The organism is Rhizobium acidisoli, from assembly GCF_002531755.2.
GTDB lineage: Bacteria > Pseudomonadota > Alphaproteobacteria > Rhizobiales > Rhizobiaceae > Rhizobium > Rhizobium acidisoli.
In genome coordinates, this window is the sequence record NZ_CP034998.1 from 1,150,218 (window position 1) to 1,172,254 (window position 22,037).

Below are 22,037 nucleotides of genomic sequence, written 5' to 3' on the forward strand. Positions count from 1 at the left end.
GTTGCCACGCGGGCGGATAAACCTGATCCGCGACCGGTTTAGTTTTCCCCGCGAACTCGCATCATCTGCCGAAAGGCGCGCTGCTTCAGTGCAGGTACCGCATTGATGACGCGCATGACGCCGCGCGTGGCGGCCAGCTGAAGCCTGCCGACGACCGGCCGATGAGCCAGATCGCTGGCATCCAGCTGCCTTTTCGATTCTTGGACGGCTTCGGTACTATAGCGAAGCATCTCGACTTCGTAGGCATGTATGGCTTCGACGAGCGGCTTTCGCCCTTGATCCGCTTCAACAAGCATGCGTCCAAGCAGAGCGGCATCGCGAAGCGCTGTATTGGCGCCCGCGCCTCGTCCGGGTGTCATCGTATGGACGGCGTCACCGAGCAGAGTGACATTCGAACTCGTCCAGGGCGTCAGTGGGACAGAGGTCCTCATCTTGACATCATGGATCGTCGAGGGCTCCGTCATGCGAATGAGAGCACGCATGTGCGGGTGCCAGTCCCGGGTGAGCTCCAGGCCGAGGTCCCTCAATTGTTCGCCGCTGAGGCCGGTCGGATCCCGCGGCCAATTCTGCCGCGCACCCCATATGCCCCAGCCGATGCTGTCCTCGTCGAGTGCCTCGACGAAATCCGGCCAACAAGCAGCAAAACCAGGATCGCTTCTCGTGTCGGCGAACTCCAGCGAGTGAATGATCGCGCCGAAGCCCATCGGCGCCATGATCAGCGACATGCCTTGGAACATTTTGTCCGACAGCAGAGCTTTCGTCTCCACCGTCATGGGAATTTTGCCCCCGAGCGATAAGATTCCCGTGTCTTCCAGACGCGCTTCCGGCAGACGTTGCTTGCGTACAGTCGAACTCGTGCCGTCAGCCCCCACCAGGACATCTCCCGTTGCCAGGCTTCCATCCTGAAAGCAGGCGGTGACCGACCCATCGGCGTTGTTTGCGTAACTTTGAAGCGTCTTCCCGAAGAAGACGTCGTCTTCAAGTCCCCTGAGTAGAACCCGCCTCAAGGTCTTTCGAATGACGTTCTTTTCACCGTCGAGAGCATTCGGGCCTGCATCATCGATATCGAAGCTCAGCACTTCGCCCAATTGTTCGGTGAGCATGTTGAAATAGCGCGGCGACCTGGCGCAGGTGGCGACATAGAGATCGTAGAGCTCGCTGGGGATGCAGGCTTTCAGCGCTCGGCTTCCAGCCGGGCTGATGCCGACGCGATAACCGCCGGTATTGGCGTTCGGCGCGAGGTCGCGCTCATACACGGCAATGCAAACGCCAGCCTGCTTAAGCAGATGCGCGAGCGCCAAACCGCCAGTCCCGGCGCCGATAATCAAAACCTTCATGGTGTTAGCCCTCGTCAAGTTTCGGATCGATGGAGAACTTCGCGGCGATCTGCCTCAGCCACTCGTCCGTCCAGGTGATGCGCTGGGCGCTGAGGTCCTCGACAATGCTATTGACCCATGACAATTCGGTTGCGTGAAGCGCTCGGGCATATTCCATCTCAAGAAGAAAGAGCCTTGGAACGGCCTGCGCTTCCTGCAAAGCTTCGTCGATTCGTCGAAGCTCCGACTCGATGGCTTTTGCTCTGAGTTCAAGCTGGCTCGCCACATCCTCAGGCGTAAGCAGAGGAAGAAACGACACGGCTGCGGGGAATTCCGGATATTCCCGCGTCAAGGTCGACAAGATCGCCCGCATCCATTCCAGCGCGACGTGGCGGCCCTTCTCCGTTATCTCATACACGGTCCGCTCGGGACGCTTGTCGTCCCGGACTGTTTTTTGCTGGGCAATCAAAGCTTCGCGTTCGAGCCGCTGGATTGTTTGATAAAGGCTTGCCCTCTGCATGACATTGATCACCTCGTCCTTGCCGCGCTCCTTGATGAGCCGCTGCATTCGGTAAGGATGCAGGGGCTCTTCCATGAGCATTGCGAGGACAGCGAGCGCGACTGGAGAACGTTTGATCGAGGTCATAGTCATAACTATAATAGTTATATTATGACTAGTCAATTGATTGACGTTGGAGCTCTTGGATCGATGCTGGAATAGATCGACGTAGTGAATTCGTGAGGCGGTGCATCTGACCATTTCCAAAGCGCAAGTTTCCGCTTTAAGGTGAGCGCGCTTTGAATTTCATACGACTGTCACGAAGCGGTTTTATCCGCTGCGGTCTGTCAATCATCGATGCGGTCAGGAGAAAGCCCATGTGGCTCAGCAATTTCACCCTCGTTCTCCCAAACGAGGTGGTGAGTGAAGGTTCCGTGCGTGTTGAGGACGGCGCCATCGCCGAGATCAGGCCGGAGCCGGTCGCCGGGGCTGCCATCGATGGCGGCGGCCGGCTGCTGATGCCCGGATTCGTCGATCTCCACGGCGATATGATCGAGCGCGAGATCGCGCCACGCCCGAACGCGACGATGCCGATCGATTTCGGCATCCACGAACTCGACAAGAAGCTTGCTGCCGCCGGTGTCACCACGGCCTTTGCCGCCGTCTCCTTCGCCACCGAAAGCGTCTATGGCCACGTCCGCTCGTTGGAGACGACCTCGGCGGTGATCGAGGGCATCAACCGCCTGCGCGACAATCTGCTGATCGACCACCGCGTCCACGCCCGCTACGAAATCACCAATGTCGGCGCCGCTCCCGCGCTCGAGCGCCTGCTGAATGCCGATCAGATCGACATGGTTTCGCTCACCGACCACACGCCGGGCCAGGGCCAGTACAACAATCTGCAAAGCTACATTCTCAGCATTTCCGAGCGCCGCGCCATCTCCGAGGAAATGGCCGCCGAGATCGTCGCCAAGCGCATCGCCATGCGAAACAACCCCGACATCGAAGCCAAGCTGAAAGAGATCGTCGCGCTGTCGCTGAAGCACAAGCTGTCGCTTGCCTCGCATGATGATGACAGCGTCGAGAAAGTTGCCGAGATGCATGATCTCGGCGTCACCATCAGCGAGTTTCCGGTCACCGCACCCGCCGCGGAAGAGGCCCGCCGCCGCGGTCTCTGGACGCTCATGGGCGCGCCGAACGCGCTACGCGGCCAGTCGATGTCGGGCAATCTCAGCGCCCTCGATGCCGCCAGGTCCGGTCTCCTCAGCGTCATCGCCGCCGATTATCACCCCGCCGCCTTCGTGCCCGGCATCTTCAAACTCGCCGACATGGTGGAAGGCGGTCTGCCCTCAGCCGTCGCCATGGCGACCGGCAACGCCGCCCGCTCCGCCGGCCTCTCTGACCGCGGCGAAATCGCCATCGGCCAGCGCGCCGATCTGGTGGCGGTCGAACCGGGCGACATCAACCGCATCCGCGCCACCTTCCGCGCCGGCCGCTTCGTCTACAGCGACGGCACGCTGCACCCGTTGCGGGCGCTGGCGGCCTAAGCGCGATCGCCGATCAGCGAGATCAGCTGAGCTTTGGGCGCGGTGGTCGAAGCCATAGCGCCGACGGCTTTGCCGCCTTCCATTGTCACGCGGCCTTCGGCAAAGAGCTGCAGCGCCTGCGGGTAGATCTGGTGTTCGACGGTGAGCACGCGCGCGGCGAGGCTTTCGGCCGTGTCACCGGAAAGGATTGGGACGGCCGCCTGGCCGATCACCGGTCCTTCGTCCATGCCTTCGGTGACGAAATGCACGGTGCAGCCGGCGATCCGCATGCCGGCGTCGATCGCGCGCTGATGGGTATGCAGACCGGGAAACAGCGGCAGCAGGGAAGGGTGGATGTTGAGCATCCGGCCTTCATAACGCTGGATGAAGGTCGCGGTCAGCAGCCGCATGTAGCCGGCGAGGCAGAGGATGTCGGGGGAAAGCTCATCGAGTGCGGAAAAGATCGCCGCCTCATGCGCGTCCTTGCTGGGATAGTCCTTGCGAGGGAAGGTGAAGGTAGCGATGCCTTCAGCCGCCGCCTTGGCAAGCCCGCCGGCATCCGCCTTGTCGGAGATCACCCCGACGATCTCGGCCGGGTAGTCGGCCGCCTTGGCCGCCGTAACCAGCGCCATCATGTTGGAGCCGCCGCCGGAGATCAGGACGACGACGCGTTTGCGCTTCGCGCTCATATGGCAAGCGTGCCCTTATAGACCGTGCCGGCGGCACCCTCGTCGCGGGCGATCATGCGGCCGAGCGTGACGACGGTCTCGCCCTCGGCTTCGAGGGCTGCGGAAACGGCCGCGACATTTTCGCTAGCGACGACGGCGATCATGCCGACGCCGCAGTTGAAGGTGCGCAGCATCTCCTTGGTTTCGACGCCGCCCGTCCTGGCGAGCCACGAAAACACCGGCGGAGCCTTGACGGCGGCAAGATCGATCTCGGCCGCCAGATGCTTCGGCAGCACGCGCGGGATGTTTTCCGGGAAGCCGCCGCCGGTGATGTGGGCCAGCGCCTTGATGGCGCCGGTCTCGCGGATCGCCTTCAGAAGCGGCTTCACATAGATGCGCGTCGGCTCGAGCAGGGCTTCGCCGAGCTTCTTGCCTTCGGAAAATGGCGCCGGCGCATCCCAGCCGAGGCCGGAGAGTTCGACGATCTTGCGCACCAGCGAGAAACCGTTGGAATGCACGCCGGAGGAGGCAAGCCCGAGGATCACGTCGCCCTCGGCGATATCGCCGGAGGGCAGCAGCTTGCCGCGTTCGGCAGCGCCGACGGAAAAACCGGCGAGATCATAGTCGCCGGAGGAATACATGCCGGGCATTTCGGCCGTCTCGCCGCCGATCAGCGCGCAGCCGGCCTGCCGGCAGCCGGCGGCAATGCCGCCGACGATCGCCGCGCCCTGGTCGGGATCGAGCTTGCCAGTGGCGAAATAATCGAGGAAGAACAGCGGCTCGGCGCCCTGGACGACGAGATCGTTGACGCACATCGCAACGAGGTCGATGCCGACCGTGTCGTGATAATCGGCGTCGATGGCGATCTTCAGCTTGGTGCCGACGCCGTCGTTGGCGGCAACCAGAACCGGGTCGGTAAAGCCGGCGGCCTTCAGATCGAAAAGCCCGCCGAAGCCGCCGATCTCGCCATCGGCGCCGGGGCGGCGGGTCGAGCGCACCGCTGGTTTGATCTTCTCGACGAGGAGGTTGCCGGCATCGATGTCGACGCCCGCGTCGCTGTAGGTCAGGCCGTTTTTCCCAGACTGGCTCATGCTGGTCTCCGATGGCTATTTCAGGCGGCAGACGCGCCGCGTCATCTGCCGGTCGCAATTGCATGACAGGGGCCTTTATGCAAGCGCCGCATGGCAAAAGCCCCCAATTTCCCGCGTCTTTCCCGAGCCTTTCCGGGATTTGGCGCGACAGGGTTGACCATCTTTGCGCCTGCATCCTATGTGCTGAATGGCCGCGTCGTTCGGATGCGGCGTTTGGCGGCGGAAAGCGATCAGCGGGGAAGCGATGCCACAGCAAGTCAGCGGCAACAGTCTCAAGCGTCAGATTTTCTTCTGGCTGGCCGTGCTCGTCTTCTTCATCGTCTTTCTCTATGTCTTCAGCTCGATCCTGCTGCCCTTCATCGCCGGCATGGCGATCGCCTATTTCCTCGATCCGGTCGCCGATCGGCTGGAACGCCTGGGCCTGAGCCGCATGATGGCGACGGTCGGCATCCTGATCGCCTTCGTCATCACCTTCGCCCTGGCGCTGATGATCCTCATTCCCGTGCTCGTCAGCCAGTTCAACGATTTCGCCGAGCGGCTGCCGGGTTATATCAGCCAGCTGCAGCAGTTCATCGACAATTCGAAAAACTCGCTGCTGCCGGACTGGATCAGGAGCCAGGCTGGCACGCTCAAGGACAATTTCTCCGGCATCCTTTCCGAAGGCATGGGCTTCTTGACCGGGCTCTTCGCGCAGATCTGGAATTCCGGCAAGGCGATCGTCGACGTCATATCGTTGCTCGTCGTCACCCCCGTCGTCGCCTTCTATATCCTGCTCGATTGGGACCGCATGGTCGCCAAGGTCGATCAGTGGATCCCGCGCGATTATATCAGCGACGTCCGCCAGATCGCCAGCGAGATCGATCAAGCGATTGCCGGCTTCATCCGCGGCCAGGGCTCGCTCTGCCTCATCCTCGGCATTTATTATGCCGCCGGCCTGTCTCTCGTCGGTCTGAATTTCGGCCTGCTGATCGGGCTCTTCGCCGGCATGATCAGTTTCATTCCCTATGTCGGCTCGCTGGTCGGCCTCGTTCTCGCCGTCGGCGTGGCGATCGTCCAGTTCTGGCCGGATTATCCCTGGATCGGCCTGGTGCTCGCCGTCTTCTTCAGCGGCCAGTTCCTGGAAGGCAACATCCTGCAGCCGAAGCTCGTCGGCTCCAGCGTCGGGCTGCATCCGGTCTGGCTGATGTTTGCGCTGTTTGCCTTTGGCGCGCTCTTCGGTTTCGTCGGGCTTTTGGTCGCCGTGCCGGCGGCGGCTGCCGTCGGCGTCCTTGTTCGTTTCGCGCTTTCACGTTACCTTCAGAGCGATCTTTATTTTGGCGGGTCGTCAGGCGGCCGCGCCCGGAAGACGAAATCAGTTCCCAATGAATGACGTGAAGAACGCTGATCCGAAGCGCAAGGCCGGAGAGCAGCTGCCACTGGTCTTTTCGCACGATGCCGCAAGCAGCCGTGACGATCTCCTGATTTCGGAGCGCCTCGCTGCCGCGGTGTCGATCGTCGATGCGTGGCCGGCATGGCCGTCGCCGGTCGTCGTGCTCGCCGGCCCGGTCGGTTCGGGAAAATCGCATCTCGCCCGCATCTGGCGGGAGTTGAGCGGCGCCGCCGACATCCATCCCGAGCTGGGCTCGGACGCGGCAATTACTGCCGCCGCCGGCCCGGTTTTGTTCGAGGATGCCGACCGCCTCGGCTTCGACGACAATGCGCTCTTCCATGTCATCAACAGCGTGCGCGAAAACGGCACCAGCCTGTTGATGACCAGCCGTCTCTGGCCGATCTCCTGGCCGGTTTTGCTGCCGGATCTGCGCTCGCGCCTGAAGGCTGCGACCGTCGTCGAGATCGGCGAACCCGACGAGGCGCTGTTGTCGCAGGTCATCGTCAAGCTGTTCGCCGACCGCCAGCTTTATATAGATGACAAACTCGTGCTCTATATCGTCAACCGGATGGAGCGGTCGCTGAATGCGGCCCAGACGATCGTCGAAAGGCTTGACCGGCTGGCCCTGTCGCGGGGCACGAAGATCACCCGGTCTCTTGCTGCTGAAGTATTGAATGAATTGGGAAATTCGGAGTCGGCCGATTGACTGTCACAGTTCCGTCGTGAAACTGATATAATTGCCTTCGGCGATTGAGAACGGGGTAGACCATGGATAGCGCAGTCGCAGAACATCAGGAACTCACTCCGGAAACCAACGACAACACGCCCCCGCTGGAAGAGCTGCTCAAGAGCCCCGAGCGCTTCATCAACCGAGAATTCTCCTGGCTGCAGTTCAACCGCCGTGTCCTGGAAGAAACCCTCAATACCGAGCATCCGCTGCTCGAGCGCGTGCGCTTCCTGTCGATCTCTGCCGCCAACCTCGATGAATTCTTCATGGTGCGTGTCGCCGGCCTCGAAGGCCAGGTGCGCCAGAACATCGCCATCCGCAGCCCCGACGGCAAGACGCCGGCCGAGCAGCTCGATTCGATCCTGCAGGAGATCGACCATCTGCAGATGGAGCAGCAGGCCTCGCTTGCCGTGCTGCAGCAATATCTCGCCAAGGAAGACATCCTGATCGTGCGCCCCGGCGCCTTGAGCGATGCCGACCGCCAGTGGCTGGCGACCGAATTCGAACAGGCGATCTTTCCGGTTCTGACGCCGCTGTCGATCGATCCGGCCCATCCGTTCCCGTTCATTCCGAACCTCGGCTTCTCGATCGGCCTGCAGCTTGTCAGCAAGAACGGCCGCGAGCCGATGACGGCGCTCTTGCGCCTGCCGCCGGCGCTCGACCGCTTCGTTCGTCTGCCGGATGATGGAAACACCATCCGCTACATCACGCTCGAGGATGTCGCCAACATCTTCATCCACCGGCTCTACCCGGGTTACGAGGTGCAAGGCTCCGGTACCTTCCGCGTCATCCGCGACAGCGATATCGAAGTCGAAGAAGAGGCCGAAGATCTCGTCCGCTTCTTCGAAACGGCGCTGAAGCGGCGGCGCCGCGGCAAGGTCATCCGCATCGAGACCGACTCGGAAATGCCGGCCTCGCTGCGTCAGTTCGTCGTCCAGGCGCTGAATATCCCCGATAATCGCGTCGCCGTTCTGCCGGGGCTTCTGGCCTTGAACACCCTGTCGGAGATCACCAAGGCGCCGCGCGACGATCTCAGGTTTCCGTCCTACAATGCGCGATTTCCCGAGCGCGTCCGCGAACATGCCGGTGACTGCTTCGCCGCCATCCGCGAAAAGGACATGGTGGTTCATCACCCCTATGAATCTTTCGACGTGGTGGTCCAGTTTCTTCTCCAGGCTGCGCGCGATCCTGACGTCCTGGCGATAAAGCAGACGCTTTACCGCACCTCCAACGACAGCCCGATTGTGCGTGCGCTGGTCGACGCCGCCGAAGCCGGCAAGTCGGTGACGGCGCTGGTCGAGCTCAAGGCCCGCTTCGACGAAGAGGCGAACATCCGCTGGGCGCGCGATCTCGAGCGCGCCGGCGTGCAGGTCGTCTTCGGCTTCATCGAGCTCAAGACCCACGCCAAGATGTCGATGGTCGTCCGCCGCGAGGAGGGCAAGCTCCGGACTTATTGCCACCTTGGAACCGGCAACTACCACCCGATCACCGCGAAGATCTATACCGATCTCTCCTATTTCACCTGCAATCCGGTCATCGCCCACGACATGGCGAACATCTTCAATTTCATCACCGGCTACGGCGAGCCGGAACAGGGCATGCAGCTCGCCATCTCGCCCTATACGATGCGCCCGCGTATCCTGCGCCACATCGAGGAAGAGATTCAGCATGCCCGCAACGGATCACCGGCGGCGATCTGGATGAAGATGAATTCGCTTGTCGATCCCGACATCATCGACGCGCTCTATCGCGCCAGCCATGCCGGCGTCGAGATCGATCTTGTCGTGCGCGGCATCTGCTGCCTGCGTCCGCAGGTGCCCGGTCTCTCGGAGAAGATCCGCGTCAAGTCGATCATCGGCCGCTTCCTCGAGCACAGCCGCATCTTCTGCTTCGGCAACGGCCATGGCCTGCCGTCCGACAAGGCGCTGGTTTATATCGGTTCGGCCGACATGATGCCGCGAAATCTCGACCGCCGCGTCGAAACCATGGTTCCGCTGACGAACCCCACCGTTCACGAGCAGGTTTTGTCCCAGATTATGCTCGGCAACGTGATTGACAATCAACAAAGCTACGAGATATTGCCCGACGGTACGTCGCGGCGCATGGAAGTGCGCAGAGGCGAAGAACCGTTCAATGCGCAGCAGTATTTCATGACCAATCCGAGCCTGTCGGGCCGTGGTGAAGCTCTGAAGTCCAGCGCGCCGAAACTGATCGCCGGCCTCCTCGAAGGCCGCAACAACAAGTAAAACTGGACCTAAATGGTTGAATCTGAAGCCCAGGGGCGCCTTCCGGGGATCGCCCCGGTCTCCGTTGTCGACATTGGATCGAATTCCATTCGTCTCGTCGTCTACGAAGGCATGTCTCGCTCGCCGACCATTCTTTTCAACGAAAAGGTCCTCTGCGGCCTCGGCAAAGGCATAGCCGTCACCGGCAAGATGGATGAAGACAGCGTCATCAGGGCTCTGGCGGCGCTGCACCGTTTCAAGGCCCTGTCCGATCAGGCACGCGCCGCGACCATGTATGTGCTGGCGACGGCCGCCGCCCGCGAGGCGAGCAATGGGCCGGATTTCATCCACCAGGCGGAAACCATCCTCGGCCGCAAGGTCCGTGTGCTCTCCGGCGAGGAGGAGGCGAAATTCGCCTCGCTCGGCATCATCAGCGGCTTCTTCAATCCCGACGGCATCGCCGGCGATCTCGGCGGCGGCTCGCTTGAGCTGATCGATATCAGGGGCAAGGAGTTCGGCAAGGGCATCACGCTGCCGCTCGGCGGCCTGCGCCTGTCGGAATATGCCGGCGGCTCGCTCTCCAAGGCCCGCACCTTTGCCCGCAAGCAGGTGAAGACCGCAAAGCTGCTGTCGAAAGGCGAGGGGCGCACCTTCTACGCCGTCGGCGGCACATGGCGAAACATCGCCAAGCTGCACATGGAAATCACCAATTATCCGCTGCACATGATGCAGGGTTACGAGGTATCGCTCGAGGCGATGATGCTGTTCCTCGAACAGGTGGTGACCGCGCGTGATTCGAGGGAGCCTGCGTTTCAGGCCGTCTCCAAGCACCGCCGGTCGCTGCTGCCCTTCGGCGCCGTCGCCATGACGGAAGTGCTGAGCGCGATGAAACCGTCGGTGATTTCCTTCTCGGCGCAGGGCGTGCGTGAGGGATATCTCTATTCGCTGCTGTCGGAGGCCGAGCGCCGCCTCGATCCGCTGCTGGCCGCTGCCGGCGAGCTGGCGATCCTGCGTGCCCGTTCGCCCGAGCATGCCCGCGAGCTGGCGGAATGGACCGGCCGCATGATGCCCTTGTTCGGCGTCCAGGAAACCGAAGAGGAAAGCCGCTATCGTCAGGCCGCCTGTCTGCTTGCCGATATCAGCTGGCGCGCCCATCCCGACTATCGCGGCCTGCAGGCGCTGAACGTCATCGCCCACTCCTCCTTCGTCGGCATCAGCCATCCCGGCCGCGCCTTCATCGCGCTGACCAATTACTACCGTTTCGAAGGCCTGCACGATGACGGCGCCACCGGCCCGCTGGCGCAGATCGCCACGCCCCAGTTCATCGAGCGTGCCAAGCTGCTCGGCGGCATGCTGCGCGTCGTCTACCTCTTCTCGGCCTCGATGCCCGGCATCGTCAAAAGCCTGAGCTTCCGCAAATCGTCAAACCCGGACCTCGACCTCGAATTCGTCGTGCCGCCCGAATACCGCGATTTCGCCGGCGAACGCCTGGACGGCCGCCTGCAGCAGCTGTCGCGGCTGACGAACAAGAGGCTGGCGTTCCGGTTCGAGTAGTCTGCGGGAGGCGTTGTGCCGTGCCAGCCCCCCTCTGGCCTGCCGGCCATCTCCCCCACAGGTGGGGAGATCGGCTGGGCGCACCGATTTCCCAAAACTTGGCGTAGCAGCGCGACGAAACGGTAGATGGGCAGGAAGTGCGAGCCACTTGTGATCTCCCCACCTGTGGGGGAGATGCCCGGCAGGGCAGAGGGGGGCTGGCACGGCATGCCGTGCGATGTATCCACTAAACCAAACGAAAAAGGGCGGCGCTATCGCACCGCCCTACCTATTAGATATCAGAACCCAAACTTACTTCGCGTTCAAAAACTCGCCGACCTCAAGCAGGCTGAACTCGTTATTATCAGCCTTGTCGACGGCGCGGCCGGCGGAGAAGGGCAGGTTGTTGTCGTTGCCGATGATGATGTGGGTGGCGTCGACGCGGTCGACGTTTTCGATCGTCACGAACGGCATGTCGTAGACGCCGTCCTTGGCTCCGGCCTTCTTCTTGTTGCCGGGGTCCTGGATGTTGAGCAGGTCGATATAGCCGATCTTGCGGACGGCCTTGCCGGCATTTGCGTCGTTGAACTCGATCTTGTAGACGCGCTTCAGTTCGGCCGGGGCCTCGAAGCAATCCGGCTTCGGCTGCTTCGGGTCTGCGCAGGCCTTGTCCTTGGTGCCGGCGCCGCTGTCGCGCTCGATGACGAGAGCGGTGGTGTCGTCGAGCATGTTGAAGTCGCCGATCGACACACCCTTGTCCTCGAACGGATAGAGCCAGCTGCGGCCGGTCCACTTCTTGGCGGCGACGTCGAATTCGATGACGCGGACGGCGGTGTGACCGTCGGCCGATTCCGTCTGGCCGTCATCCTTGTAGATGGCGCCCTCGAGCAGGCCGTAGAGCTTGGCGCCATCCTTCGACATGGCGAGGCCTTCGAAGCCGCCGGAGCGCTTCAGGTTGAAGACCGGCATCTTGGCAGTCGGGTTACCCGGGAGCTGGATCAGCGGATTGTCGGGCGAAAGCACCGGCTTGCCGTCGAGCGTCGTCGCGATGACGTCGGTCAGATGGCCTTGGGTATCGATTTTCAGGATATAGGGACCGAATTCGTCGCCCAGCCAGAAACCGTCGGCAACCGGCTGGATCGATTCGATGTCGAAGTCGGCGCCGGTGAGGTAGCGCGTATCGGTGCCTTCGAGCACGATCGGGAAGGGGGCGATCTTGTTCGGATCGGAGAGGAAGAGGTTCTTGACGATTTCAGCCTTGTTGGCTGCCCAATCGAACTTCATCTGGTGCAAGAAGAGCATGGAGTCCGAGGAATTGGCCTTCGAGCCGAAGCCGTTGTCCGTCAGCGTCCAGAACGTGCCGTCGGCCATCGTCTTGATGCCGGAGAAGCCCTGGATCGCCTGGCCGTCGAAGGGGAGCTTCAGGTCGGTGACGCGGGCGCCGTCCTTGCCGGGAACTGTGCCGAGCGCTTCGGTGCGCTTGCGGTCCGCCGTCGTGAACTTGCCGGAATGTTTCAGGAATTCAGGGGCATCTGCCGGAGCCGGAGCCATGGTGTTGGCAGGCAGGATCGCCTGGCCGGCGAGCTTGGCCGGAAACTGCTGCTGGTCGGCCGAAGCGGAGCCGGTCATCAGGATGAAAAGCGATACGGAAGCAAAAAGGACGTTCTTCATAATATCCCCATGGAACGGATGCGAATGGCATCCGCTTAGCAGGGCTTCCGTGTCAGCGAATTGACGGTTGGGTGAAGCTTTGGTGACGCGGGTTAAAAGCGTTTGCTCAGCCGTGCAGAATGACGGCAGGCGTGTTCAGCACGGTGACCGCGCGCGAGGAAAGCGCCATCACGCCGAGCGCCTGGCCGCGCCCCCTGACGGCATGGGTGCCGAGATCCTCGCAGGATATATCGTCGGGAAATTTCATGCGCTGCGCAAGGTCGGCCGAAATCAGCACCGGCCGATTGAGGCTGCGGCAGAGCGTTTCCAGCCGGGCGGTGGTGTTCACCGTATCGCCGAAATAGCTGATCTTGTGATGATCGACGCCGATTTCGGCGGTGATGATCTCGCCGCCGTGAAGGGCGGCGCGCAGCTTCGGCACCTGTCCGTAGCTTTTCCGCCAGCCGGCGGCGTTGGCTTCGATATCGGCGAGGATGTCGAAGATGCAGCGCACGCAGCGCGCGCCCTTGATGCCGCGCGCAAGCGGCCAGGTGATGATCGCCGCATCGCCGACATAGTCGTTGATCATGCCCTTATGGCGCCTGACGGGCTCGGCGAAGGTCGCAAACAGCGAGCTCAGCAACTGCTGCGCGCGGAGGTCGCCGTGCCTTTCTGCAAAAGCCGTCGAGTCGACCAGGTCGATGAACAGGAAGACACGCTCTTCCCTGACCGGATTGCGATAGCGGCTGACCAGCATGCTGACGAATACCTCGCGGCCGAGCAGCTCCCGCACGCGCAGGATGAAGATCAGCGCCGAGCAGACAGCAAGCGCATAGAGGAAGACTTCGTAGGGCATGATGACGAGATCGAGGAACGATGTTGGCTTCACCATGCCGAGCGACGAGAGCAGCAGCGCGGCACAGGCAAAGCCGATGCTCATCAGAATCTCGTAGATCACCAGCTCGCTGATGATGAAAGCGAAGGTCGGCAGCTTCTGAATACGCCTGTACAGCGTGCGGAACAGCGCCTTGCGCTCGAAGGCGATGATCGGCATGCCGATGAACAGCGCGAAGATCGCGCCGACAACGGGCGTCTGATTGGAGTAGAACATCAGATCATAGACGACGCCGCTGGCAGCCAGAACCATCGTGATCAGGATCCAGTTCTGCGTCGGAGATATTTCCCGCATGCCGCCTCTTCGCCGTGATTTGCCGTCAGCCATTGTTTCAGCTGGGAAAAAAGCGTCAAGCGAATTCGATTGTCGTCTTACAACGCCGCGCGGACGCGCAAAGGCGCTGCAACACTTGAACCTAGAGGCTGACGGTTTCGACCTTGCGGCCGACGAAGCGCAGAGCGATCTGACCCTGGATCAGCTGCAGCGCCGGCTCGCCGAAAAGATCGCGCCGCCAGCCGTTGAGGGCGGCGACTTCGGCCTTCTCGCCCTCGGCGGCGATCCGGTCGAGATCCTCGCTGTTGGCGATCACCTTCGGCGCCACGCCGTGTTTCTCCGAAATCAGCTTCAAGAGCACCTTCAGCAATTCGACGGCAGCAGCGGCCCCTTCGGGCGCCTGCGCCTGGCGCGGCACATGTGGCATATCGGCTTTCGGAAGAGCGAGCGCGGCGTTGACGGCCTCGATGACGGCGCCGCCGGAGGTCGAGCGCTCCCAGCCTTTCGGAATGGTGCGCAACCGGCCAAGCGCCTCGGTATCCTTGGGCTGCTGCTGGGCGATCTCGTAGATGGCATCGTCCTTCAGCACCCGCGAACGCGGCACGTTGCGCGACCGCGCCTCGCGTTCGCGCCAGGCGGCGACAAATTTCAGGATCGCCAGCTCCTGCGGCTTGCGCAGGCGCATCTTCAGCCGCTGCCAGGCATCATCGGGATGCAGGTCGTAGGTTTCGCGCGCCTCGAGAATGTCCATCTCCTCGGAGAGCCAGGAGGTGCGGCCTTCACGATCGAGTTCCGCCTTCAGCGACAGATAGACGTCGCGCAGGTGGGTGACGTCGGCCAGCGCATATTCCAGCTGCTTGTCGGAGAGCGGCCGACGGCTCCAGTCAGTGAAGCGCGAGGACTTGTCGATGTGGACGTTCTTGATGCGGCTGACCAGCTGATCATAGGAGACGCTGTCGCCGAAGCCGCAGACCATGGCGGCGACCTGCGTGTCGAAGATCGGATGCGGAATGAGATTGCCGCGGTTGAAGATGATTTCGATGTCCTGACGGGCCGCGTGAAAGACCTTCAGCACCTTCGGATCGGCCATCAGCTCGAAGAAGGGGGCGAGATCGATGCCCTTGGCCAGCGGATCGACGAGCACTTCGGTCGTCGGGCTCGCCATCTGGATCAGGCAAAGCTCCGGCCAGAAGGTCGTCTCGCGCAGGAATTCGGTGTCGATGGTGATGAAGTCGGACTTGGCCAGCTCTTTGCAGGCGGCCGCCAAATCGGCGGTGGTTTCGATCATATCATTTCATTCGCAAGGAAAAGGTCGGTTGAACCTTCCTTCTCCTTTCGCTTCGATATGTCAATACAACAGCATAAGCTTCGCGCATTGCTGGCCAAGAATTACGTCCAAACTGCGGCACAGGCCGCCTCAGCTCACTCTGAGGTAGCTGGTCATTCCGGTCTTCTGGTGCTCGATGATATGGCAATGCAGCAGCCAGTCGCCGGGATTGTCGGCGACGAAGGCGAGCTGCACCTTCTCGTCCGGCTGGATGAGATAGGTATCGGAGACGAGCGGCATCACCTGCCGCGTCGAAGAGGAGATCACCGTGAAGCTCATCCCGTGCAGATGGATCGGATGCGCGTGCGGCGTCGTGTTCTCCAGATTGAAGACGTAGCTTTTGCCGAGCTTCAGTTCCGCCAGCGGCGCCGTCGGATCGGGTGTGTCGCCCGGCCACGGCACCTTGTTGATGGCCCAGAAGCTGTAGCCGAGCGTGCCGCAGATGCTGTCAGTGGCGGTATTTTCGGCCGTGGCGCTCAGCACCAGCGGGATCTCCTCGGCGGCGGAAAGATCGGCCTTCGCCACCGGATTTTCGGCAAGCGGCCCGAGATCGCCGATCTCACGCTTCAGCGACGGCCCGGTGGCGCGCAGGCTGGCGATCGTCTTCGGCGTGGTGCCGCGGATATCCTCGAGCGTTGCGACAGCGCCTTCACTGTCCGGCATGCGCACGGCAAGATCGAGCCGCTGGCCCGGACCGATCTGCAGCAGGTCGAGGGGAAAACGCTTCGGCACCGGATTGCCGTCGATGGCGATGACGGTCGTATCGGCGCCTTCCATCTTTAGCGAGAAGATCCGCGTCACGTCCGTCACGGCGATGCGCAGCCGCACCAGCCCGCCGGCCGGCGCGTCGTATTGCGGCTCCTGATGCCAGTTGGCGGTGCGCACCGTGCCGTAGGTGCCCGATTTGGCGGCGTCACGCGGCCGGAAGGGAGCAATGAACTGCCCGTCGCCGCCGAGCCGCCAATCGCGCAGGTTCAGCACCACCTCCGCATCGAATTCAGGATCGGCCGGATCTTCGACGACGATGACGCCGGTCATGCCGTGCCCCATCTGCGTCAGCGTATTGCAATGCGGATGATACCAGAAGGTGCCGGCATCGGGCGGCGTGAAGGCATAGTCGAAGCTGTCGCTAGTATAGATATAGGGCTGCGTCATGAAGGGCACGCCGTCCATGCGGTTGTCGATGCGAAGCCCGTGCCAGTGGATCGTCGTCGGCTCGTCGAGCCCGTTTTTCAGCCGCGCCGCATAGGGGCGTCCCTTCGTCATCCTGAGAACCGGCGGCATGCCGTCAGGGCCCCAGCTCATGACATCCCGGGTCGGTCCGGCGTCGGTCAGTATGGCCTCGGTCTTCACCGCCGTCAGCAGCTGCGGTTCGGGTGCTGCCTCGGCAAGCCCGAATTTGTCGGCAATGCCGATGCCGGCACCATAGGCGCCCGCGACGGCGGATGCCTTGAGAAGGTTGCGGCGGGTCAAGAGAGGCATGCGGGCGCTCCAAGGTGAGAATGCCGATCCTTTTAAAGTTGAGAGGCACCTTCATCAATACGGTAAACGCGGCCAAACTGCCGCAGCATCCGGGCCGCTGCCTCGCCATAAACGCGTGCCAAACAGGCGGGCGGCGCGCGCCAAGCCTTGACAAATCGGAGCGTCCATGCGCTTTTCCGCCCGATTTTCTTGTCGGCGCTTGAGGGTCTTTGAACCCTTGCTGCCGTCTTCAGCCACATGCCAGGATTTGAGATCATGCATCGCTATCGCAGCCACACATGTGCCGCCCTCCGCAAGACGGATGTCGGCTCGACCGTCCGTATCTCCGGCTGGGTCCATCGCGTCCGCGACCATGGCGGCGTTCTCTTCATCGACCTTCGCGACCATTACGGCATCACCCAGGTCGTCGCCGATCCGGACAGCCCGGCCTTCAAGATGGCCGAGACCGTGCGCGGCGAATGGGTGATCCGCATCGACGGCCTCGTCAAGGCCCGCACCGAAGACACCGTCAACAAGGCGATGGCGACCGGCGAGATAGAGCTCTACGCCCAGGAGATCGAAGTGCTCTCCGCCGCCAAGGAATTGCCGCTGCCGGTGTTCGGCGAGCCTGATTATCCGGAAGATGTTCGCCTCAAATACCGCTTCCTCGATCTTCGCCGCGAAACGCTGCATAAGAACATCGTCAAGCGCACCCAGGTGATCTCGGCGATGCGCCGCGAAATGGGCAATGTCGGCTTTACCGAATATACCACGCCGATCCTGACGGCATCCTCGCCGGAAGGCGCGCGCGACTTCCTCGTGCCGTCGCGCATCCATCCCGGCACCTTCTACGCCCTGCCGCAGGCGCCGCAGCAGTACAAGCAGCTGCTGATGGTCGCCGGCTTCGACCGCTACTTCCAGATCGCGCCGTGCTTCCGCGATGAAGACCCGCGCGCCGACCGTCTGCCGGGCGAATTCTACCAGCTCGACCTCGAAATGAGCTTCGTCACCCAGGAAGACGTCTGGAACACGATGGGCCCGCTGATGACAAGCGTGTTCGAGGAGTTCGCCGAAGGCAAGCCGGTCACCAAGGAGTGGCCGCGCATCCCCTATGACGAAGCGATCCGCAAATATGGTTCGGACAAGCCGGACCTGCGCAACCCGATCGTCATGGAAGCGGTGACCGAGCATTTCGCCGGCTCCGGCTTCAAGGTCTTCGCCGGGATGATCGCCTCCAACCCGAAGGTTCAGATCTGGGCGATCCCGGCCAAATCAGGTGGCTCGCGCGCTTTCTGCGACCGTATGAACGCCTGGGCGCAGAGCCAGGGCCAGCCGGGTCTCGGCTATATCTTCTGGCGCAGTGAAAACGACAAGCTCGAAGGCGCCGGCCCGCTTGCCAAGAACATCGGCGAGGAGCGCACCGATGCGATCCGCACCCAGCTCGGTCTCGGCGATGGCGACGCCTGCTTCTTCGTCGCCGGCGAGCCGGAAAAATTCTACAAGTTTGCCGGCGAGGCGCGCACCAAGGCCGGCGAGGAACTGAACCTCGTCGACCGCGACCGCTTCGAACTGTGCTGGATTGTCGACTTCCCCTTCTTCGAATGGAGCGAGGAAGACAAGAAGGTCGACTTCGCCCACAATCCGTTCTCGATGCCGCAGGGCGGCCTGGACGCGCTGCAGAACCAGGACCCGTTGACGATCAAGGCTTTCCAATACGACGCCGTCTGCAACGGCTTCGAAATCGCCTCGGGCTCGATCCGCAACCAGTCGCCGGAAACCATGGTCGCCGCCTTCGAGAAGGTCGGCCTCAGCCAGCAGGATGTCGAGGATCGTTTCGGCGGCCTCTATCGCGCCTTCCAGTACGGCGCCCCCCCGCATGGTGGTGCTGCCTTCGGTATCGACCGCATCGTCATGCTGCTCGTCGGCGCCAAGAACCTGCGCGAAATCTCGCTGTTCCCGATGAACCAGCAGGCCCAGGATCTGCTGATGGGCGCGCCCAGCCCGGCAACCCCGACGCAGCTGCGTGAACTCTCGATCCGGCCGATCCCGCCGGTCAAGAAGGACTGAGTCGTCCCATTTTTGAATGCAAAAGGCCCGGCGACCGCTGTCGCCGGGCCTTTTGCTTATCCGGATTGTTCACAATGCCGCGTAGATCGCCTCGCGAAGATCGACCGTGAACTTGCCCCACATGCCCTCCAGCGTCGTGTTCGTCAGCGCAACGACGGTCAGCCCGTTGACCGGGTCGATGAACCAGCTGTGGCCGTAGACGCCGCCCCATTTCAGCGTGCCCTTGGGGAAGGGGACGCCTGCCTCGGCCGGATCGGTGATGACAGACCAGCCGAAGCCAAAGCCGGAGCCGGGTTCGTGCTGCTGGCGGTGCCCGCCGGCCTGGTCGGTCGTCATCATCGCTACGGTTTCCGCCGAAAGCAGCGGTGCGCCACTTCGACGGATGGTGTCGAGTACGGCCAGAACATCACCAGCCGTTCCCGCCATGCCGGCGCCGCCGGAGTGATAAGAGGCGGGGTCGAAGATGCGGTTCGGCGCGAAGCGGATGGGACCCATCAGCGACATCACCACCGCATTCTCGCCCATGAGCGCCGGTTCCGGTGAAGCGTCCATATAGGCGGCGGCAAGCCGGCTGTGGTCACCAACAGAAAACGCCGTGTCGGCAAGGCCAAGCGGTCTTGTCACCAGTTCGGCAACGGCCTCACCCAACGGGACACCGGTTTCCGCCTCGATGACGCCGCCGAGAACATCCATGGCAAGGGAATATTGCCAGTCGCTGCCCGGCGCAAAACGCAGCGGCACGCTGGCGATCCGCCGCAGATTTTCGGTGAGCCGCAGTCCCGGCTGGTCGAGGCCGTCGGAAATGCCGGCGCTGATATAGGGACCGCCGTCCTCTTCGGAGAAGCCGTAGCCGAGGCCTGATGTATGTGTCAGCAGGTGACGGATGCGAATGGTGGCTTCGCCGCCGTCGGGAAGCTTCGGCCGGAAGTCCGGCAGCCATCTGGTCACGGCGTCGTCGAGCCCGATCCTCGATTGCTCGACGAGCCGCATCGCGGCGATGGTGACGATCGGCTTGGTGATGGAGGCAAGCCTGAAGATCGCGTCCTCGCGCATTGCCTGGCCGTTTTCGCGGTCGGCGAAGCCTGCCGCGCGGCGGTGAATGATCTCGCCGTTGCGGGCGACGAGCACGACCGTGCCGACCAGCCGCTTTTCGTCGAGCGCATTTGTGATTGCCGCGTCAACAGCCGCGCCAAGGGATGAATGCCTGTTGGCCTCAGCCTTTTCGAGGGGAAGACTCATCAGATTAAACCTTCTATAATCACAATGACCGTTCCTGAATATAGCAAGCCGTCTCGAATTTCTAGAGTGATCACTGTGAAAAATAGTGCCGACGTGAAAAATCCTCCCGCCCGCCGCCGCGGCCGCCCACCGGCCTTCGACCGCGAGGTGGTTCTGGCGGCCGCAAGGGAAACCTTTTGGGCGCATGGATACGAGGGCGCCTCGATCGCCGATCTCACCGCCGCTATGGGCATCACGCCGCAAAGCCTCTATGCCGCCTTCAATTCGAAGGCCGAGCTCTATCGCGCGGCCCTGCAGCAATACCGGATGCTGGGAGCCGACACGTTTTCCGCCCTCGGCGAGCCGATCGATACCGTGTCCGCCTTCGAGCGTATATTGCAAGGATCGGCCGCGATCTTCGCGGCGCCTGAACATCCGAAGGGCTGCATGATCTCGACGGCGGTGCTGAATTGCGCCAGCGAAAACGATGGTGTCGCCGATCATGTTGCGACGCTGCGCCGCCAGTCGCTGAGCGGATTTGCAGCAAGGATCGAGCGCGGCATCCGCGAGGGCGATATCAAGGCCGGGACCAATGCCGGCGCGTTGGCACGGTTCGTCGCCGCGATCGTCCAGGGCATGTCGGTGCAGGCGAGAGACGGGGCATCTCTTGAGGAGTTGCTCGATATCGCAACCCTCGCCATCGCCGAAGTCTCCCGCCACCGCGTCTGAAAACGAAAAAGGCCCGGCAACGGAATTGCCGGACCTTTCTTTAAGGAAACCAAGCGATCAGTCGTTGGCCGAAACCTTGACGCCGAGCACCTGCGGCAGCGTGTTCGGAGCGCCCATGGCAGCGCCGACGATCGTCGGGAACGGCACCGGCTTTTCGGGAGCGGCCTTGACGGTCAGGCTCTTCGGATCGTCGAGGAAGGTGTTGACGGCAGCCGAAACGGCATTCTGCAGTTCCGGGATATTGAGCTGCGCCAGCATGATCGGCGTCATCGCCTTCAGCGAATCCGCCATCTGCTTGCCCGACATGTTCTGCTGCGAGCCGGCATAATCGAGCGCGCGCTTGGTGATCGAGGCATCGTCGAAACGGACCTGCGCGGCCTCGAAGGAAAGCTGCTGCATCAGGCCGAGCATGGCGAGGCCGAGCGCTTGCTGCGACTGTTCCTTGTTCGGATTGGCTTCGGATTCCTTCATCGCATCCTGCATCGATTTCATGAAGGCCATCGTGTAGCCGGAGATCTTGAAGCCGAGGTTCAGCTTGCCGACATTGGTGAAGTCGAAAGCAAATTCCGAAATGTCGATCGTACCGGGGGCGAGCTCCCAGGCGCCTTTCATGGTGATGTCGCCCTGGACGTGCTGCAGGGCGAGCTTCTCGATCGCATCCTTGCTCTGCGCATCTTCGGTCTTGGTGAGATCAGCCTTCATGCTTTTGAAGGCGCCGTCGAAATCGAAGCCGGATTCGTCCTCGCGCAGCGTCAGGTTCATGTTGCTTTCGAGCAGCGAGAACACTTCCGCGCCGTCCTTGACCACCTTCAGCGGGCCGATATGGGCGGTTTCATAGAGCATCATGGTGTCGAGCGTGTCGCCGCCCGGCGTTGCCGGCACGGAGATGCCGCCGAGCGTCAGCTCCTGCGCCGTCACGGTGACGCCGTCTTGCGTCTTGTTGATGTCGGGGAAGGCGGCTTCCTCGATGTAGTAGCCGCCATCCTCGTCTTCCTCGACACCGGAAAGGGTGATTTCGCCGATGGGCAGGCTCTCGCCGCCGGTCGGCTTGACGGTGACATTCTTCAACGTGACGGTCGTGCCGTCGATATCGACGCTTTCAGCCGCAATCGTCCCACCCTGGGCGGCATAGGCGGCATTGATCTTCTTCAAGAGATCGGTACCGTCGAGAGCGAAAGCCGAGCCGGCGAGCGAGAAAAAGGCGGCGCCCGACAGCATCAGCCGCGTTGTCCGGTAAAAATTCATGGGGTGATTCCTCTGGTGGCGTGTGGCGGTTGGAAATCTGCAGTTACGCTACTACGGATTGGGCCCGCTTTATATTTGCGGACTTCTAAATTTCCGTTGAAAGGAACGGCAAACGAAGTCCAAATTGCGGCGGAACGTTTGTCTCATCCTTTGATGTCGGTGCCAAGACTTCATCCACAACTGCTATGGCCTGGATTCCTTGCCCGCCAGCCTCTTCT

17 protein-coding genes are annotated in these 22,037 nt (G+C 62.1%); 7 read left to right on the forward strand and 10 right to left on the reverse strand.

The window, feature by feature from the left end:
* Positions 1 to 38: 38 nt before the first annotated feature.
* Positions 39 to 1,337, reverse strand: a complete 1,299-nt coding sequence (locus CO657_RS05785) for an FAD-dependent oxidoreductase (RefSeq protein ID WP_054181810.1) — start codon at positions 1,335 to 1,337, stop codon at positions 39 to 41.
* A gap of 4 nt (positions 1,338 to 1,341) precedes the next feature.
* A complete protein-coding gene (locus CO657_RS05790; RefSeq protein WP_179610834.1) occupies positions 1,342 to 1,962 on the reverse strand; it encodes a PadR family transcriptional regulator in 621 nt (206 codons plus the stop codon).
* A gap of 230 nt (positions 1,963 to 2,192) precedes the next feature.
* Between CO657_RS05790 and CO657_RS05795 the strand changes: the two genes are divergently transcribed.
* Positions 2,193 to 3,362 (forward strand): alpha-D-ribose 1-methylphosphonate 5-triphosphate diphosphatase, encoded by a 1,170-nt coding sequence (locus CO657_RS05795; RefSeq protein ID WP_054181811.1) that lies wholly within the window; start codon positions 2,193 to 2,195, stop codon positions 3,360 to 3,362.
* Here CO657_RS05795 and purN read toward each other — a convergent pair.
* Together purN and purM are read right to left on the reverse strand one after the other, a co-directional pair.
* Positions 3,359 to 4,030 carry a phosphoribosylglycinamide formyltransferase gene (gene purN, locus CO657_RS05800; protein ID WP_054181812.1) on the reverse strand — a complete coding sequence of 224 codons (672 nt, stop codon included), beginning with the start codon at positions 4,028 to 4,030 and terminating at the stop codon, positions 3,359 to 3,361. The genes CO657_RS05795 and purN overlap by 4 nt on opposite strands.
* Positions 4,027 to 5,100: a phosphoribosylformylglycinamidine cyclo-ligase gene (gene purM, locus CO657_RS05805; RefSeq protein ID WP_054181813.1), complete on the reverse strand. Its 1,074-nt coding sequence runs from the start codon at positions 5,098 to 5,100 to the stop codon at positions 4,027 to 4,029. Before purM ends, purN begins: the two co-directional genes overlap by 4 nt.
* Positions 5,101 to 5,344: 244 nt before the next feature.
* On the opposite strand from purM, the gene CO657_RS05810 reads away from it, so the two are divergent.
* From CO657_RS05810 to ppx, 4 genes are all read left to right on the forward strand, one after another.
* Positions 5,345 to 6,469: an AI-2E family transporter gene (locus CO657_RS05810; RefSeq protein ID WP_003587459.1), complete on the forward strand. Its 1,125-nt coding sequence runs from the start codon at positions 5,345 to 5,347 to the stop codon at positions 6,467 to 6,469.
* On the forward strand, positions 6,462 to 7,175 hold the full coding sequence (gene hdaA / locus CO657_RS05815) for a DnaA regulatory inactivator HdaA (RefSeq protein WP_054181814.1): 714 nt from the start codon (positions 6,462 to 6,464) through the stop codon (positions 7,173 to 7,175). The genes CO657_RS05810 and hdaA overlap by 8 nt, the downstream gene beginning before the upstream one ends.
* A 62-nt stretch (positions 7,176 to 7,237) precedes the next feature.
* A complete protein-coding gene (locus CO657_RS05820; RefSeq protein ID WP_054181815.1) occupies positions 7,238 to 9,442 on the forward strand; it encodes an RNA degradosome polyphosphate kinase in 2,205 nt (734 codons plus the stop codon).
* A gap of 12 nt (positions 9,443 to 9,454) precedes the next feature.
* Entirely contained in the window at positions 9,455 to 10,975 is a 1,521-nt protein-coding gene (ppx, locus tag CO657_RS05825; protein WP_054181816.1) for an exopolyphosphatase, read from the forward strand.
* A 291-nt stretch (positions 10,976 to 11,266) separates the two neighbouring features.
* Here the strand turns inward: ppx and CO657_RS05835 are convergent, their stop codons facing one another.
* The 4 genes from CO657_RS05835 to CO657_RS05850 all read right to left on the reverse strand — a co-directional run bounded on the left by CO657_RS05835 (position 11,267) and on the right by CO657_RS05850 (position 16,581).
* Positions 11,267 to 12,625 (reverse strand): esterase-like activity of phytase family protein, encoded by a 1,359-nt coding sequence (locus CO657_RS05835; RefSeq protein WP_054181817.1) that lies wholly within the window; start codon positions 12,623 to 12,625, stop codon positions 11,267 to 11,269.
* Positions 12,626 to 12,731: 106 nt separating this feature from the next.
* Complete coding sequence (locus tag CO657_RS05840) at positions 12,732 to 13,793, reverse strand: adenylate/guanylate cyclase domain-containing protein (protein WP_054181818.1); 1,062 nt, start codon at positions 13,791 to 13,793, stop codon at positions 12,732 to 12,734.
* 121 nt (positions 13,794 to 13,914) lie between these two features.
* Complete coding sequence (gene rnd, locus CO657_RS05845; protein ID WP_012557201.1) at positions 13,915 to 15,060, reverse strand: ribonuclease D; 1,146 nt, start codon at positions 15,058 to 15,060, stop codon at positions 13,915 to 13,917.
* Between the two features lie 129 nt (positions 15,061 to 15,189).
* Positions 15,190 to 16,581, reverse strand: a complete 1,392-nt coding sequence (locus tag CO657_RS05850) for a multicopper oxidase family protein (RefSeq protein WP_054181819.1) — start codon at positions 16,579 to 16,581, stop codon at positions 15,190 to 15,192.
* Between the two features lie 255 nt (positions 16,582 to 16,836).
* On the opposite strand from CO657_RS05850, the gene aspS reads away from it, so the two are divergent.
* Complete coding sequence (gene aspS, locus CO657_RS05860) at positions 16,837 to 18,627, forward strand: aspartate--tRNA ligase (RefSeq protein WP_054181820.1); 1,791 nt, start codon at positions 16,837 to 16,839, stop codon at positions 18,625 to 18,627.
* A gap of 69 nt (positions 18,628 to 18,696) precedes the next feature.
* On the opposite strand, the gene CO657_RS05865 is transcribed toward aspS, so the two are convergent.
* Positions 18,697 to 19,866 (reverse strand): serine hydrolase domain-containing protein, encoded by a 1,170-nt coding sequence (locus CO657_RS05865; RefSeq protein WP_054181821.1) that lies wholly within the window; start codon positions 19,864 to 19,866, stop codon positions 18,697 to 18,699.
* A 66-nt stretch (positions 19,867 to 19,932) separates the two neighbouring features.
* On the opposite strand from CO657_RS05865, the gene CO657_RS05870 reads away from it, so the two are divergent.
* Positions 19,933 to 20,574, forward strand: a complete 642-nt coding sequence (locus CO657_RS05870; protein ID WP_082366240.1) for a TetR/AcrR family transcriptional regulator — start codon at positions 19,933 to 19,935, stop codon at positions 20,572 to 20,574.
* Positions 20,575 to 20,631: 57 nt separating this feature from the next.
* Here CO657_RS05870 and CO657_RS05875 read toward each other — a convergent pair whose 3' ends face one another.
* Entirely contained in the window at positions 20,632 to 21,819 is a 1,188-nt protein-coding gene (locus tag CO657_RS05875; RefSeq protein WP_003587448.1) for a YdgA family protein, read from the reverse strand.
* Between the last annotated feature and the right edge of the window lie 218 nt (positions 21,820 to 22,037).

Excerpts from the sequence above, each read along its gene's own strand:
- CO657_RS05785 (WP_054181810.1), bottom strand. The coding sequence starts at position 1,337 with ATGAAGGTTTTGATTATCGGCGCCGGGACTGGCGGTTTGGCGCTCGCG.
- CO657_RS05790 (WP_179610834.1), bottom strand. The coding sequence starts at position 1,962 with ATGACCTCGATCAAACGTTCTCCAGTCGCGCTCGCTGTCCTCGCAATG.
- CO657_RS05795 (WP_054181811.1), top strand. The coding sequence starts at position 2,193 with ATGTGGCTCAGCAATTTCACCCTCGTTCTCCCAAACGAGGTGGTGAGT.
- purN (WP_054181812.1), bottom strand. The coding sequence starts at position 4,030 with ATGAGCGCGAAGCGCAAACGCGTCGTCGTCCTGATCTCCGGCGGCGGC.
- purM (WP_054181813.1), bottom strand. The coding sequence starts at position 5,100 with ATGAGCCAGTCTGGGAAAAACGGCCTGACCTACAGCGACGCGGGCGTC.
- CO657_RS05810 (WP_003587459.1), top strand. The coding sequence starts at position 5,345 with ATGCCACAGCAAGTCAGCGGCAACAGTCTCAAGCGTCAGATTTTCTTC.
- hdaA (WP_054181814.1), top strand. The coding sequence starts at position 6,462 with ATGAATGACGTGAAGAACGCTGATCCGAAGCGCAAGGCCGGAGAGCAG.
- CO657_RS05820 (WP_054181815.1), top strand. The coding sequence starts at position 7,238 with ATGGATAGCGCAGTCGCAGAACATCAGGAACTCACTCCGGAAACCAAC.
- ppx (WP_054181816.1), top strand. The coding sequence starts at position 9,455 with ATGGTTGAATCTGAAGCCCAGGGGCGCCTTCCGGGGATCGCCCCGGTC.
- CO657_RS05835 (WP_054181817.1), bottom strand. The coding sequence starts at position 12,625 with ATGAAGAACGTCCTTTTTGCTTCCGTATCGCTTTTCATCCTGATGACC.
- CO657_RS05840 (WP_054181818.1), bottom strand. The coding sequence starts at position 13,793 with ATGCGGGAAATATCTCCGACGCAGAACTGGATCCTGATCACGATGGTT.
- rnd (WP_012557201.1), bottom strand. The coding sequence starts at position 15,060 with ATGATCGAAACCACCGCCGATTTGGCGGCCGCCTGCAAAGAGCTGGCC.
- CO657_RS05850 (WP_054181819.1), bottom strand. The coding sequence starts at position 16,581 with ATGCCTCTCTTGACCCGCCGCAACCTTCTCAAGGCATCCGCCGTCGCG.
- aspS (WP_054181820.1), top strand. The coding sequence starts at position 16,837 with ATGCATCGCTATCGCAGCCACACATGTGCCGCCCTCCGCAAGACGGAT.
- CO657_RS05865 (WP_054181821.1), bottom strand. The coding sequence starts at position 19,866 with ATGAGTCTTCCCCTCGAAAAGGCTGAGGCCAACAGGCATTCATCCCTT.
- CO657_RS05875 (WP_003587448.1), bottom strand. The coding sequence starts at position 21,819 with ATGAATTTTTACCGGACAACGCGGCTGATGCTGTCGGGCGCCGCCTTT.